This is a genomic window from Pseudomonas sp. FG35 (assembly GCF_057809295.1).
In genome coordinates this window covers 15,525-28,213 of sequence record NZ_JBMDJR010000021.1, presented here as the reverse complement: position 1 = coordinate 28,213, position 12,689 = coordinate 15,525, and the positions used below count along the sequence as shown (strand labels likewise).

The window sequence follows — 12,689 nt, the reverse complement described above, 5'->3', positions numbered from 1 at the left end:
TCTGATCACTCGACAACAAGAGTGACAGGCGAGAGGTAAAGACTGTGGAAGCACATCTGTTGGAATGGCTGAACCTGAGCGTGCGCTGGGTTCACATGATCACTGGCGTGGCCTGGATCGGCGCGTCGTTCTACTTCGTCTGGCTGGAGAACAACCTCAACCGCGTCAATCCGAAAACCGGTCTTGCCGGTGATCTGTGGGCGATCCACGGCGGCGGTATCTATCACCTGGAAAAATACAAACTGGCCCCTCCGTCGATGCCGGAGAACCTGCACTGGTTCAAATGGGAAGCCTACTTCACCTGGATGTCGGGGATCGCGCTGCTGTGCGTGGTGTTCTACTCCAACCCCGTGCTCTACCTCGTGGCACCCGGCAGCGGCCTGACCGGCCCTGAAGGCGTGGCCATCGGCATCGGTTCGCTGATCGCCGGCTGGTTCATCTACGACTTCCTCTGCGATTCGCCCCTCGGCAAGAAACCGGCCCTGCTCGGCTTCATCCTGTTCGTGCTGATCATCGGCGCGGCGTATGGCTTCAGCAAGGTGTTCAGCGGTCGCGGTGCGTACCTGCATGTCGGCGCGATCATCGGCACCATCATGGTCGGCAACGTGTTCCGCATCATCATGCCGGCGCAGCGCGCACTGGTGGCCGCGATCGCCGAGAACCGCACCCCGGATCCGGCGCTGCCGGCCAAAGGCCTGCTGCGTTCGCGTCACAACAACTACTTCACCCTGCCAGTGCTGTTCATCATGATCAGCAACCACTTCCCGAGCACTTACGGCAGCCAGTACAACTGGCTGATCCTGGCCGGGATCGCAGTGTTGGCGGTGTTGGTGCGTCACTACTTCAACACCCGTCACGACAGCCACAAGTTTGCCTGGACCCTGCCTGTGGCAGCGGTGGGCATGATCAGTCTGGCGTACGTCACCGGCCCTGCGCCGATGTCGACCGCTCCGGACGTGGCCAAGGCCCCTGCGAAAATCGAGTACCAGCCGCTGCCGGAAACGGCTTTGGGTGGTGGCGCGAAACCGGCTGAAGCGGCACAACCGGCAGCTCCTGCTGCACCGGCCGCTGCTCCGGCTCAGGCGTCCAACGCCGGTCCTGCGTTCGACAAGGTGCACAACGTGATCCAGGAACGCTGCGCGGTCTGCCACTCGGCCAAACCGACCAGCCCGCTGTTCAGCGCTGCACCGGCCGGTGTGATGTTCGACACCCCCGAGCAGATCCGCCAGAACGCGGCACGGATCCAGGCGCAAGCCATCACCACGCAGATCATGCCACTGGGCAACATCACACAGATGACCCAGCAGGAACGTGACCTGATCGGTGCATGGATCGCCCAGGGAGCCCAGACCAACTAAGCAGTAAAAGCATCGCTGGCAAGCCAGCTCCCACAGGGTTTTGTACCGCCTGTGTGGGAGCTGGCTTGCCAGCGATTAGCCGCAACGCGGTTTACCCGATGCAAAAGAACAGCGGTGAGCAACCCGGCCGCTGTTCATCACAAGAATAAAAAAGATCCGAGGTGTTGCATGTCCGAGCTGTCCAAAGCGCGCATCCCCGACGCACCCGCCATTCAGCGTTTGCCCCTTTTGCAACTGATCCTGGTCGGTCTGCAACATGTTCTGCTGATGTATGGCGGCGCCATCGCGGTACCGCTGATCATCGGACAGGCCGCTGGCCTGAGTCGTGAAGAAATCGCTTTCCTGATCAACGCCGACCTGCTGGTCGCCGGCATCGCCACCATCGTGCAGTCCTTGGGGATCGGCCCGATGGGCATTCGCATGCCGGTGATGATGGGCGCCAGTTTCGCCGCCGTCGGCAGCATGGTCGCCATGGCCGGCATGCCCGGCATCGGTCTGCAGGGAATCTTCGGCGCCACCATCGCCGCCGGGTTCTTCGGCATGATCATCGCGCCGTTCATGTCCAAGGTCGTACGCTTCTTCCCGCCTCTGGTGACCGGCACGGTCATCACCTCGATCGGTTTATCGTTGTTCCCCGTGGCCGTGAACTGGGCCGGTGGCGGCGCTGGCGCCGCTCAATTCGGTTCACCGATTTACCTGGCCATCGCCGCACTGGTGCTGGCCACCATTCTGTTGATCCACCGCTTCATGCGTGGTTTCTGGGTCAACATTTCCGTGCTGATCGGCATGTGCCTGGGCTACGTGCTCTGCGGCGCCATCGGCATGGTCGACCTGAGCGGCATGACCAATGCGCCGTGGGTTCAGTTCGTCACCCCGCTGCATTTCGGCCTGCCGAAGTTCGAACTGGCACCGATCCTGTCGATGTGTCTGGTGGTGGTGATCATCTTCGTCGAGTCCACCGGGATGTTCCTCGCACTGGGCAAGATCACCGGCCAGGAAGTCTGCCCGCGCATGCTGCGTCGCGGCTTGCTGTGTGATGCCGGCGCGTCGTTCGTTGCCGGATTCTTCAACACCTTCACCCACTCTTCTTTCGCGCAGAACATCGGCCTGGTGCAGATGACCGGCGTGCGCTGCCGGTCGGTGACCATCGTCGCCGGCGGTTTGCTGATCGTCCTGAGCCTGCTGCCGAAAGCGGCGTTCCTGGTGGCATCGATTCCACCGGCGGTGCTGGGTGGCGCGGCGATTGCAATGTTCGGCATGGTCGCGGCCACCGGCATCAAGATCCTGCAAGAGGCCGACATCGGCGACCGTCGCAACCAATTGCTGGTAGCCGTCAGCATCGGCATGGGCCTGATCCCGGTGGTGCGTCCGGAATTTTTCGCCCACCTGCCGTTGTGGATGAGCCCGATCACCCACAGCGGGATCGCCATGGCCACCCTCAGCGCGCTGACGCTGAACCTGTTGTTCAACATCCTCGGCGGCGCCGAACGCGCCGCGATCAACGACTGCCACGCACACCAACATTAACAGCGACACAAAAATCCCCTTGTGGGAGCGGGCTTGCTCGCGAAAGGGTCATGTCAGTCACCATCACTGTTGAATGATCCTCCGCTTTCGCGAGCAAGCCAGCTCCCACAAGGGTAAGCAACGCCCTGCCTCAACAATAAAAACAAGAGGGAGCAACAGATGATCCGGACTCAAACCAATGTGTTGTTGAGCGGCGGCCTGCTGGCCGCATCGCAAGCCATGGCCGGCGATTTATTACTGTGGCAGACCAACAGCCTGAGCTACCTGTACGGCAAGAACTTCGCGATCAACCCGTCGATCCAGCAGACGGTAACGTTCGAGCACGCCGACAAGTGGAAGTACGGCGACAACTTCCTGTTCGTCGACAAGATCTTCTACAACGGCCAGGAAGACCGCAACAAAGGGCCCCACGCGTTCTACGGCGAATTCAGCCCGCGCCTGTCGTTCGGCAAGATCTTCGACAGGAAGCTGGAGTTCGGCCCGATCAAGGACGTGCTGCTGGCCATGACCTACGAGTACGGCGAAGGCGACAGCGAGGCCTATCTGATCGGCCCCGGCTTCGACCTCAAGGTGCCAGGCTTCAACTATTTCACCCTGAATTTCTACCGCCGCCAGACCGAAGGCCCACGCCCCGGCGACGGCGTCTGGCAGATCACCCCCGGCTGGTCCTACAGCATTCCCGTGGGCAATTCCGACCTGCTGATCGACGGCTATCTGGACTGGGTGGTCGACAACGATCAGAACTCACGCGGTACCTATCACGCCAACCTGCACATCAACCCGCAGATCAAATACGACCTGGGCAAAGCCCTCGGCTGGAGCCAGAAGCAACTGTATGTCGGCACCGAATACAGCTACTGGAAAAACAAATACGGCGTCGAAAGCACCCACAGTTTCGACACCAATCAGAACACTGCCAGCCTGCTGGTGAAGGTGCACTTCTAAGATGGCCCGCAACCGTGCCCCCTACCTGTCGTCGGTGCTCTGTTGCGGGGCACTTGAGGCCTGGCCGTTGAGTCAGTATTCTCCGCGGCCTCCTGAATTCGGTCTAAAAAAAAGCCCGAATTTAATTCCTGACCGAAAAGCCAACTTATCCCGGCCGCGGTCAGTACCGAGGCATCCCGAAAACACGCTCAATCGACTGTTTTTCAGCAGCCGACGGGCGTTTTTTTGCTTTTCGAAAAGCCTTGGCTCAGCTCTTGCTAACAGCATGAAAGCTGACCGGATGGATGACTTTCGCAGCAACGAAAAAAGGCGCCACACCAGAGCGCCGACTCAAAAAAACAAACGTGGAACACCTACTTTGGGAGCAACCGAATGAAACGTATGTGCACCAGCCTGATGCTTGCGGGATCGCTGCTGGCAGGGGGTCAGGCCATGGCCGACGGCCTGCTGCAATGGCAGAACAACAGCCTGACCTACCTCTATGGCAAGGACTTCCAGGTCAACCCGCGCATTCAGCAGACCGTCACCTTCGAGCACGCCGATGCCTGGAAGTACGGCGACAATTTCCTGTTCGTCGACAAGATCTTCTACAACGGCAAGGATGACGGCGGTGTGGGTTCGAACACCTACTACGGCGAAATCAGCCCGCGTCTGTCGTTCGGCAAGATCTTCGATCAGAAACTGGCTTTCGGTCCGGTCACCGACGTGCTGCTGGCCATGACTTACGAGTTCGGTGAAGGCGATACCGAGTCGTACCTGATCGGTCCGGGCTTCGACCTGGCAATCCCGGGCTTCGACTACTTCCAGCTGAACTTCTACCAACGCCACACTGAAGGTTCCCGCGCCGGTGACAACGTCTGGCAGATCACCCCGGTCTGGTCCTACACGATTCCGGTCGGTGACTCGAACATCCTGATCGACGGTTTCATGGACTGGGTGGTCGACAACGACTCCAACTCCAAAGGCGATTACCACGCCAACCTGCACTTCAATCCACAAATCAAATACGACCTGGGCAAAGCGCTGAGCATTGGCGAGAAGCAGTTGTATGTGGGTGTCGAGTACGACTACTGGTCGGACAAGTACGGGATCAAGGACAGCCAGTATTTCAAAACCGATCAGAGCACCACGAGCTTCCTGGTGAAGTTCCACTTCTGATCCTGGTGTCAGTGGCGTCTGAAAGGACGCCTTCGCGAGCAAGCCCGCTCCCACACTCGTTTCGTGTCGTTCACAAAACCAATGTGGGAGCGGGCTTGCTCGCGAATGGCGGCGCAACACATCTCAAGCGGGAGCCAGCGCCTCGTCAATCCCGAGAAACCGGCACAACTCATCGCGCTTGGCCAAGGCATCGCGCCTGCCCAGATCGATCAATTCGCTGCAATACCCCGCCTCGAACAGCAAGTAACTCAACACCCCTGCCCCGCTCGTCTTGGTCGCACCCGGCCCACGCAGAAACAGCCGTAACGCCGTCGGCAATTCCTGGCGATGCCGCGCCGCGATTTCATCGATCGGCTGGCTGGGTGAAATCACCAGCACGTCCACCGGCGCCACACCCAACGCGCGGGTCGGCGTACCTTCAGGCATCAGACGGCTGAACTGGTTCAGACGCTGAAGCAACTCGATGTCGCTTTCCAGGCTGTCAATGAAGGTACTGTTGAGCATGTGCCCGCCGATCTGCGCCAGCGTCGGCTGCTGCCCGGTGTAAGTGCGCTCCAGCGGTTGCGCCGGATCAAAACCGCGCGGGTTGCCGCTGACACCCACCACCAGCACCCGGCTCGCGCCCAGGTGCAGCGCCGGGCTGATCGGCGCCGATTGCCGCACCGCGCCATCGCCGAAATATTCATCGCCGATCTTCACTGGCGCGAACAACAGCGGGATCGCCGAACTGGCCAGCAAGTGCTCCACCGACAACTGCGTCGGCACACCGATGCGCCGGTGACGCAGCCAGGAATCGATGGTGCCGCCGCCCTGATAGAAGGTCACCGCCTGTCCCGACTCGTAGCCGAACGCCGTGACCGCCACCGCGTGCAATTGCTTGCGCGCGATGGACTCGGCGATGCCGGGCATGTGCAGTTTTTCATTGAGCAGATGGCGTAGCGGCGAACTGTTGAGCAGCGCCACCGGCATTTGCCGGCCCATGCCCAACAGGCTATGGGTGACAAAACGACTGGCCTGGTGGATCACTCCCGGCCAGTCGCTGCGCAACACGCGATGGCTGCGAAAGCCTTGCCAGAACAGCGTCAGACGTTCGATGGCGGCGCGAAAGTCCGTAGCACCGCTGGCGAGGCTGACCGCGTTGATCGCCCCGGCCGACGTGCCGACGATCACCGGAAAGGGATTGTCCGCCCCCAATGGCAGCAATTCAGCAATTGCCGCCAGTACCCCCACCTGATACGCCGCCCGAGCCCCGCCGCCGGAAAGAATCAAACCTGTGACCGGTTCAGCTGGGCTCATCGCAACGCTCCGTGGTGCTTATGGGAATGGGTCAATCAACCGCGTTTGGCGTACAGCTTAGGCTCGCCTGGCGGACGACTCTTGAAGCGCCGGTGTGCCCACAAGTATTGCTCGGGGCACTCACGCAACACGCCTTCGACCCACTGATTGATGCGGATGCAATCTTCCTCTTCGGTCTCGCCCGGGAAGCCTTCCAGCGGCGGATGAATCACCAGACGATAACCGCTGCCGTCAGCCAGACGTTCCTGGGTGAACGGCACCACCAGCGCCTTGCCCAGCCGGGCGAACTTGCTGGTGGCGGTGACTGTCGCGGCCTGAATGCCGAATAGCGGCACGAAGATGCTTTGCTTGGCGCCGTAGTCCTGATCCGGTGCGTACCAGATTGCCCGGCCTGCGCGCAGCAACTTGAGCATGCCGCGCACGTCGTCACGTTCCACCGCCAGCGAGTCGAGATTGTGCCGCTCGCGGCCCTGACGCTGGACGAAGTCGAACAGCGGGTTCTTGTGCTCGCGGTACATGCCGTCGATGGTGTGTTGCTGGCCAAGCAGCGCCGCGCCGATTTCCAGGGTGGTGAAATGCACCGCCATCAGAATCACGCCCTTGCCTTCAAGCTGGGCCTTTTGCAAATGCTCCAGGCCTTCGACGTGAGCCAGTTTCGCCAGACGCTGACGCGACCACCACCAGCTCATGGCCATTTCAAAGAAGGCGATGCCGGTGGAGGCAAAGTTTTCCTTGAGCAGGCGCTTGCGCTCGGCGGCGGACTTTTCCGGGAAACACAGTTCCAGATTGCGCTTGGCGATGCGCCGTCGGTCGCCGGCGAAGCGATACATCAGGGCACCGAGAAAACGGCCGATGGCGAGCAATGCCGGATAAGGCAACTGCACGATCAGCCACAACAGCCCGAGGCCGCACCAGAGCGGCCAGAAGCGTGGGGCAAGAAATGCTTTTCGAAAACGCGGGCGATCCATTAAAGCTTCCGTAAATACAGTGGCCGCGCATTCTACATCGTTCGACCCGGCTTGCGGCCTGCGGGCGTTCTCGTTATAAGTCTCGGCACTTTTAGTGACAAGCCGTTGTATGCCGACATGAGCCAAACCGAACCGAAAGACCAAGATCCCGTGTTCCAGCTGAAGGGCAGCATGCTCGCCATTACAGTGCTGGAGCTGTCCCGCAACGACCTGGACAGCCTCGATCGGCAATTGGCCGCCAAAGTCGCCCAGGCACCGAATTTCTTCAGCAACGCGCCTCTGGTTCTGGCGCTGGACAAACTGCCGCCAAGCGAAGGCGCCGTCGATTTGCCGGGCCTGATGCGCGTGTGCCGTCAGCACGGCCTGCGCACCCTGGCGATCCGCGCCAGCCGCATCGAAGACATCGCCGCCGCCATCGCCATCGACATTCCGGTGCTGCCGCCGTCCGGCGCCCGCGAGCGACCGCTGGAAAGCGCCGAACCCGTCGCACCGAAGAAGCCGGAAAAACCGCCGGAGCCGGCCGTCAAACCGACCCGAGTCATCACCACGCCAGTACGTGGTGGCCAACAGATATATGCACAGGGTGGCGATCTGGTGGTGGTTTCCTCGGTCAGTCCGGGGGCGGAACTTCTCGCCGATGGCAACATCCATGTATACGGCCCGATGCGCGGTCGTGCGCTGGCCGGGGTCAAGGGCGACACCAAGGCGCGGATTTTCTGTCAGCAACTGAGCGCTGAACTGATCTCCATCGCAGGCCATTACAAGGTTTCCGAGGACCTGCGTCGCGATCCGATGTGGGGTTCGGGCGTACAGGTCAGCCTGTCGGGCGACGTGTTGAACATCATTCGGCTTTAACGGATACTGCCGCATTTTCCAAGCATCTCTAAAACGTAGCGAAAACGGCTCAAACGAAGTAGGAAAAAGGCCAAAAGCCGAATTCCAGCCAAGGCTGTCCGACTGCAGTAGTTTTCTAGAGATGTTTTTCAGGGGCTGAACAGTCCTTCTTCCTTAGGGGTGAAACACCTTGGCCAAGATTCTCGTGGTTACATCCGGCAAGGGTGGTGTGGGTAAGACCACCACCAGCGCCGCTATCGGTACCGGCCTCGCTCTGCGCGGCCACAAAACAGTGATCGTCGACTTCGACGTGGGCTTGCGTAACCTTGACCTGATCATGGGTTGCGAGCGCCGCGTGGTGTATGACTTCGTCAATGTGGTGAACGGCGAAGCCAACCTGCAACAGGCCCTGATCAAAGACAAACGCCTGGAAAACCTCTACGTGCTGGCTGCCAGCCAGACCCGCGACAAAGACGCGCTGACCCAGGAAGGCGTGGAAAAAGTCCTGATGGAGCTCAAGGAACAATTCGAGTTCGTCGTCTGCGACTCCCCGGCGGGTATCGAAAAAGGCGCGCACCTGGCCATGTACTTCGCTGACGAAGCGATCGTCGTGACCAACCCGGAAGTGTCCTCGGTACGTGACTCGGACCGCATGCTCGGCCTGCTGGCCAGCAAGTCCCGTCGCGCCGAGCGCGGTGAAGAGCCGATCCAGGAACACCTGCTGATCACCCGCTATCACCCGGAGCGCGTCGAAAAAGGCGAAATGCTCGGCGTCGAAGACGTCAAGGAAATCCTCGCCGTACGCCTGCTGGGCGTCATTCCGGAATCCCAGGCCGTGCTCAAGGCCTCCAACCAGGGCGTACCTGTGATCCTCGATGATCAGAGCGACGCCGGCCAGGCCTACAGCGATACCGTTGATCGCCTGCTGGGCAAGGAAAAAGAACACCGGTTCCTGAATGTCGAGAAGAAGGGATTCTTCGAGCGTCTGTTTGGAGGTAGGTAATGAACCTTTTTGACTTCTTTCGTGCCAACAAAAAGCCAAGTACCGCCTCGGTCGCGAAAGAGCGTCTACAGATCATCGTGGCGCATGAACGCGGCCAGCGCAGCACCCCGGACTACCTGCCATCCTTGCAGAAGGAACTGGTGGAAGTGATCCGCAAGTACGTCAACATCGGCAACGACGACGTGCACGTGGCACTGGAGAGCCAGGGCAGCTGCTCGATTCTGGAACTCAACATCACCCTGCCAGACCGCTGAGTCGATCCGGCAGGAACGACGGCGGCTCAGGGCCCTTCCGACACCGGAGGGGCCCTGAGCCGCCGTTGGCATTTGTTACGAGGCTGTTTTAATGCCGTTGTCCAACGTCCAAATCATTCATCAGGACGCCGCCGTTCTGGTGGTGAACAAACCGACCCTGTTGCTCTCCGTCCCTGGCCGGGCCGACGACAACAAGGACTGCCTGATCACCCGCCTGCAGGAAAACGGCTACCCCGAAGCACGTATCGTCCATCGTCTGGACTGGGAAACATCGGGGATCATTCTGCTCGCCCGTGATGCCGACACCCACCGTGAACTGTCGCGCCAGTTTCACGATCGTGAAACAGAGAAAGCCTACACTGCGCTCTGCTGGGGTCAGCCGGAACTGGACAGCGGCAGCATCGATCTGCCCCTGCGCTACGATCCGCCGACCAAGCCGCGCCACGTGGTCGATCACGAACTCGGCAAACACGCCCTGACCTTCTGGCGCGTGCTGGAGCGCTGCGGCGACTGGTGCCGCGTCGAGCTCACACCAATCACCGGCCGCTCGCACCAGTTGCGCGTGCACATGCTGTCCATCGGTCACCCGTTGCTTGGTGACGGCCTCTACGCCCACGAGCAAGCCCTGGCCGCCTGGCCTCGTCTGTGCCTGCACGCGAGCATGCTCAGCTTCACCCATCCCCAGTCCGGCGAACGCTTGCGTTTCGAATGCCCGGCACCGTTTTAAGCACTGTCGGACCGACAGCTGCCCGATTTATAGGATTTTGTTCCGGATGAGTTGTACTGATTCCCTGGCAACACCCGTCAAGAAGACCCGTCATCAACTGCTTTATCTGATTTACGGCAATCAGGATGCCTACCGGCGCGAAGCCAAGTTCAGCATCCTGACCGCCTTGTCCCACGCCAGAAACGGCAAGCGCCCGGCGATCAGGATTCTGACTGACCGACCGCAAGACTACGTAGGCTGGCCGGTCGACACCGTGTTGCTCGACGACGCGACCCTGACCCGCTGGCAAGGACAGAACGGTTACCACCACCGGCGCAAGGCCTGCGCGATTGCCGCCGGCTTGCAACTGGCCGAGAAAACCCTGTTCGTCGACACCGACACCCTGTTCACCAGCCACCCGAGCAGCCTGTTCCAATACATCGATGCGAATCAGTCGGTAATGGATCGCTTCGAATACGACTGGGAAGACGTTTTCGAACGGCCGGACTACCTGAAGCTCGCTCGCGACCTCAGTGTCCACGGTGTTTCCCCGCAGAACGGTTTCAAGCTCTACAACAGCGGCCTGTGCGGTATCACCGACCGCGACTCGGCATTGTTCGAAGAGTCGATCAGGCTGATCGACGAGTGGACGGCCGACGGGTTCGAGATTCACACCATCGAGCAAATCGCCCTGTCCTACGCGATGCGCGAACGGCCGGTGGTGGAAGCGCGCAAACACATCTACCACTACTTCGCGGAAAAACGCTTCTTCCACGCGATGCAGGCGTTTTTCTTCGCCCAGCACGGCGAGAAATTCAGCCAGCGACTGGTGGACCTGTGTGCCGATGTGCCGCGCGTCAAACCCTTTCCGTCCGCCTGGCAGCGCCTGAAGATCAAATGGAAGCTGCGCAACCAGAGCGGTGCCATGCGCAAGGTCGGCCGGGACCTTTTGTACGGCAGCGCCGCGCCGGATCATCCGTACTACAGCGCCTGTCGCCATGAGTGGTGGGAATGCGCCTCGCGGGAGATCCTGCGCTGGGACGAGAGCCGCCAGAAAAAGCTTCTGGAACAGAGCCGCTGGCCCAAGCAGCTGCCTCGCCCGGACAAGCCTGAAGACGAAAAAGCGATCATGAACTACTTGAAAAAACGCGTGGCCGCCGCTCGTTGACGCGAGCGGCACATGCCAAGTCCCAAGCATCAGGCCGATGCGTTAAACTCCCGCCCATTGCTGTCTGGAGCTTCTTATGCGCGAAGAGTTGAACCAAGGCCTGATCGACTTCCTCAAGGCCTCCCCTACCCCGTTCCACGCCACCGCCAGCCTTGTTCAACGCCTGGAGGCCGCCGGTTATGTGCGCCTCGACGAGCGCGAAACCTGGCACACCGAAGCCAATGGTCGTTACTACGTCACCCGTAACGACTCCTCGATCGTCGCGATCAAGATGGGCCGCAACTCGCCGCTGCACGACGGCATCCGCCTGGTCGGCGCCCACACCGACAGCCCGTGCCTTCGGGTCAAGCCACAACCTGAATTGCAACGCCAGGGCTTCTGGCAGCTCGGCGTCGAAGTCTACGGCGGTGCGCTGCTGGCGCCATGGTTCGACCGCGACCTGTCGCTGGCCGGCCGCGTCACTTTCCGCCGCGACGGCAAAGTCGAAAGCCAGCTGATCGACTTCAAGGCCCCGATCGCGATCATTCCCAACCTGGCCATCCACCTCAACCGTGAAGCCAACCAGGGCTGGGCCATCAACGCCCAGACCGAACTGCCACCGATTCTCGCCCAGTTCGCCGGTGACGAGCGCGTGGACTTCCGCGCGGTGCTCACCGATCAACTGGCCCGCGAACACGGCCTCAACGCCGACGTGGTGCTGGATTACGAGCTGAGTTTCTACGACACCCAGAGCGCTGCGGTCATCGGCCTGCACGGTGATTTCATCGCCGGCGCGCGCCTGGACAACCTGCTGTCGTGCTATGCCGGCCTGCAAGCCCTGCTGACCGCCGACACCGAAGAAACCTGCGTGCTGGTGTGCAACGACCACGAAGAAGTCGGCTCCTGCTCGGCCTGCGGCGCCGACGGCCCGATGCTCGAACAGACCCTGCGCCGTCTGCTGCCGGAAGGTGATGAATTCGTACGCACCATCCAGAAGTCCCTGCTGGTTTCTGCCGACAACGCCCACGGCGTGCACCCGAACTACGCCGAGAAGCACGACGCCAACCACGGCCCGAAACTCAACGCCGGCCCGGTGATCAAGGTCAACAGCAACCAGCGCTACGCCACCAACAGCGAAACCGCCGGTTTCTTCCGCCATCTGTGCATGGCCGAAGAAGTGCCGGTGCAAAGCTTCGTCGTGCGCAGCGACATGGGTTGCGGCTCGACCATCGGCCCGATCACCGCCAGCCATCTGGGCGTGCGCACGGTCGACATCGGCCTGCCGACCTTCGCCATGCACTCGATCCGCGAACTGTGCGGCAGCCATGACCTGGCCCACCTGGTCAAAGTGCTGAGCGCGTTCTACGCCAGCCGCGAACTTCCGTAGAACACAGCCGGGATCGCAGCCTCGAGCTGCGGTCCCCCGGCCCGTAAAACCGGCTCATTTCTGATACACATCAGCACCGTCCATCGAAAACCCACCTAGACTTGAA

Annotated in this window: 12 protein-coding genes; 10 read left to right on the top strand and 2 right to left on the bottom strand. The window is 60.9% G+C overall.

Annotation, left to right across the window (positions count from 1 at the left end; all coding sequences use genetic code 11):
- Positions 1 to 44 precede the first annotated feature (44 nt).
- The 4 genes from ACODTD_RS26915 (at position 45) to ACODTD_RS26900 (ending at position 4,988) form a co-directional block, all read left to right on the top strand.
- Positions 45 to 1,358, top strand: coding sequence for a urate hydroxylase PuuD (locus ACODTD_RS26915; RefSeq protein ID WP_064378710.1), 1,314 nt, complete (start codon positions 45 to 47; stop codon positions 1,356 to 1,358).
- A gap of 168 nt (positions 1,359 to 1,526) precedes the next feature.
- Positions 1,527 to 2,885, top strand: a complete 1,359-nt coding sequence (locus tag ACODTD_RS26910; RefSeq protein ID WP_489105377.1) for a nucleobase:cation symporter-2 family protein — start codon at positions 1,527 to 1,529, stop codon at positions 2,883 to 2,885.
- A gap of 159 nt (positions 2,886 to 3,044) precedes the next feature.
- The gene (locus tag ACODTD_RS26905) at positions 3,045 to 3,830 is read left to right on the top strand and encodes an outer membrane protein OmpK (protein WP_489105376.1); all 786 of its coding nucleotides are present in this window, start codon (positions 3,045 to 3,047) and stop codon (positions 3,828 to 3,830) included.
- 372 nt (positions 3,831 to 4,202) lie between these two features.
- Positions 4,203 to 4,988, top strand: a complete 786-nt coding sequence (locus ACODTD_RS26900; protein ID WP_011333185.1) for an outer membrane protein OmpK — start codon at positions 4,203 to 4,205, stop codon at positions 4,986 to 4,988.
- 123 nt (positions 4,989 to 5,111) lie between these two features.
- On the opposite strand, the gene ACODTD_RS26895 is transcribed toward ACODTD_RS26900, so the two are convergent.
- Positions 5,112 to 6,284: a patatin-like phospholipase family protein gene (locus ACODTD_RS26895; protein WP_285354605.1), complete on the bottom strand. Its 1,173-nt coding sequence runs from the start codon at positions 6,282 to 6,284 to the stop codon at positions 5,112 to 5,114.
- 35 nt (positions 6,285 to 6,319) lie between these two features.
- On the bottom strand, positions 6,320 to 7,252 hold the full coding sequence (locus ACODTD_RS26890) for a lipid A biosynthesis lauroyl acyltransferase (protein ID WP_285354604.1): 933 nt from the start codon (positions 7,250 to 7,252) through the stop codon (positions 6,320 to 6,322).
- 117 nt (positions 7,253 to 7,369) lie between these two features.
- Here ACODTD_RS26890 and minC point away from each other — a divergent pair, with 117 nt between their 5' ends.
- The 6 genes from minC (at position 7,370) to ACODTD_RS26860 (ending at position 12,583) form a co-directional block, all read left to right on the top strand.
- The gene (gene minC, locus ACODTD_RS26885; protein WP_007960063.1) at positions 7,370 to 8,107 is read left to right on the top strand and encodes a septum site-determining protein MinC; all 738 of its coding nucleotides are present in this window, start codon (positions 7,370 to 7,372) and stop codon (positions 8,105 to 8,107) included.
- 169 nt (positions 8,108 to 8,276) lie between these two features.
- Entirely contained in the window at positions 8,277 to 9,089 is an 813-nt protein-coding gene (minD, locus tag ACODTD_RS26880; RefSeq protein ID WP_064378705.1) for a septum site-determining protein MinD, read from the top strand.
- Complete coding sequence (gene minE, locus ACODTD_RS26875; protein ID WP_007960071.1) at positions 9,089 to 9,343, top strand: cell division topological specificity factor MinE; 255 nt, start codon at positions 9,089 to 9,091, stop codon at positions 9,341 to 9,343. The genes minD and minE overlap by 1 nt, the downstream gene beginning before the upstream one ends.
- A gap of 91 nt (positions 9,344 to 9,434) precedes the next feature.
- A complete protein-coding gene (locus ACODTD_RS26870; RefSeq protein WP_007960072.1) occupies positions 9,435 to 10,070 on the top strand; it encodes an RluA family pseudouridine synthase in 636 nt (211 codons plus the stop codon).
- A 46-nt stretch (positions 10,071 to 10,116) separates the two neighbouring features.
- Complete coding sequence (locus tag ACODTD_RS26865) at positions 10,117 to 11,217, top strand: hypothetical protein (RefSeq protein ID WP_011333181.1); 1,101 nt, start codon at positions 10,117 to 10,119, stop codon at positions 11,215 to 11,217.
- Between the two features lie 76 nt (positions 11,218 to 11,293).
- Complete coding sequence (locus ACODTD_RS26860) at positions 11,294 to 12,583, top strand: M18 family aminopeptidase (RefSeq protein WP_007960074.1); 1,290 nt, start codon at positions 11,294 to 11,296, stop codon at positions 12,581 to 12,583.
- Positions 12,584 to 12,689: the final 106 nt, after the last annotated feature.

Coding starts and splice junctions, on each gene's coding strand:
- ACODTD_RS26870 (WP_007960072.1), top strand. CDS start 9,435: ATGCCGTTGTCCAACGTCCAAATCATTCATCAGGACGCCGCCGTTCTG.
- ACODTD_RS26895 (WP_285354605.1), bottom strand. CDS start 6,284: ATGAGCCCAGCTGAACCGGTCACAGGTTTGATTCTTTCCGGCGGCGGG.
- ACODTD_RS26865 (WP_011333181.1), top strand. CDS start 10,117: ATGAGTTGTACTGATTCCCTGGCAACACCCGTCAAGAAGACCCGTCAT.
- ACODTD_RS26900 (WP_011333185.1), top strand. CDS start 4,203: ATGAAACGTATGTGCACCAGCCTGATGCTTGCGGGATCGCTGCTGGCA.
- minE (WP_007960071.1), top strand. CDS start 9,089: ATGAACCTTTTTGACTTCTTTCGTGCCAACAAAAAGCCAAGTACCGCC.
- ACODTD_RS26910 (WP_489105377.1), top strand. CDS start 1,527: ATGTCCGAGCTGTCCAAAGCGCGCATCCCCGACGCACCCGCCATTCAG.
- ACODTD_RS26860 (WP_007960074.1), top strand. CDS start 11,294: ATGCGCGAAGAGTTGAACCAAGGCCTGATCGACTTCCTCAAGGCCTCC.
- ACODTD_RS26905 (WP_489105376.1), top strand. CDS start 3,045: ATGATCCGGACTCAAACCAATGTGTTGTTGAGCGGCGGCCTGCTGGCC.
- ACODTD_RS26890 (WP_285354604.1), bottom strand. CDS start 7,252: ATGGATCGCCCGCGTTTTCGAAAAGCATTTCTTGCCCCACGCTTCTGG.
- minC (WP_007960063.1), top strand. CDS start 7,370: ATGAGCCAAACCGAACCGAAAGACCAAGATCCCGTGTTCCAGCTGAAG.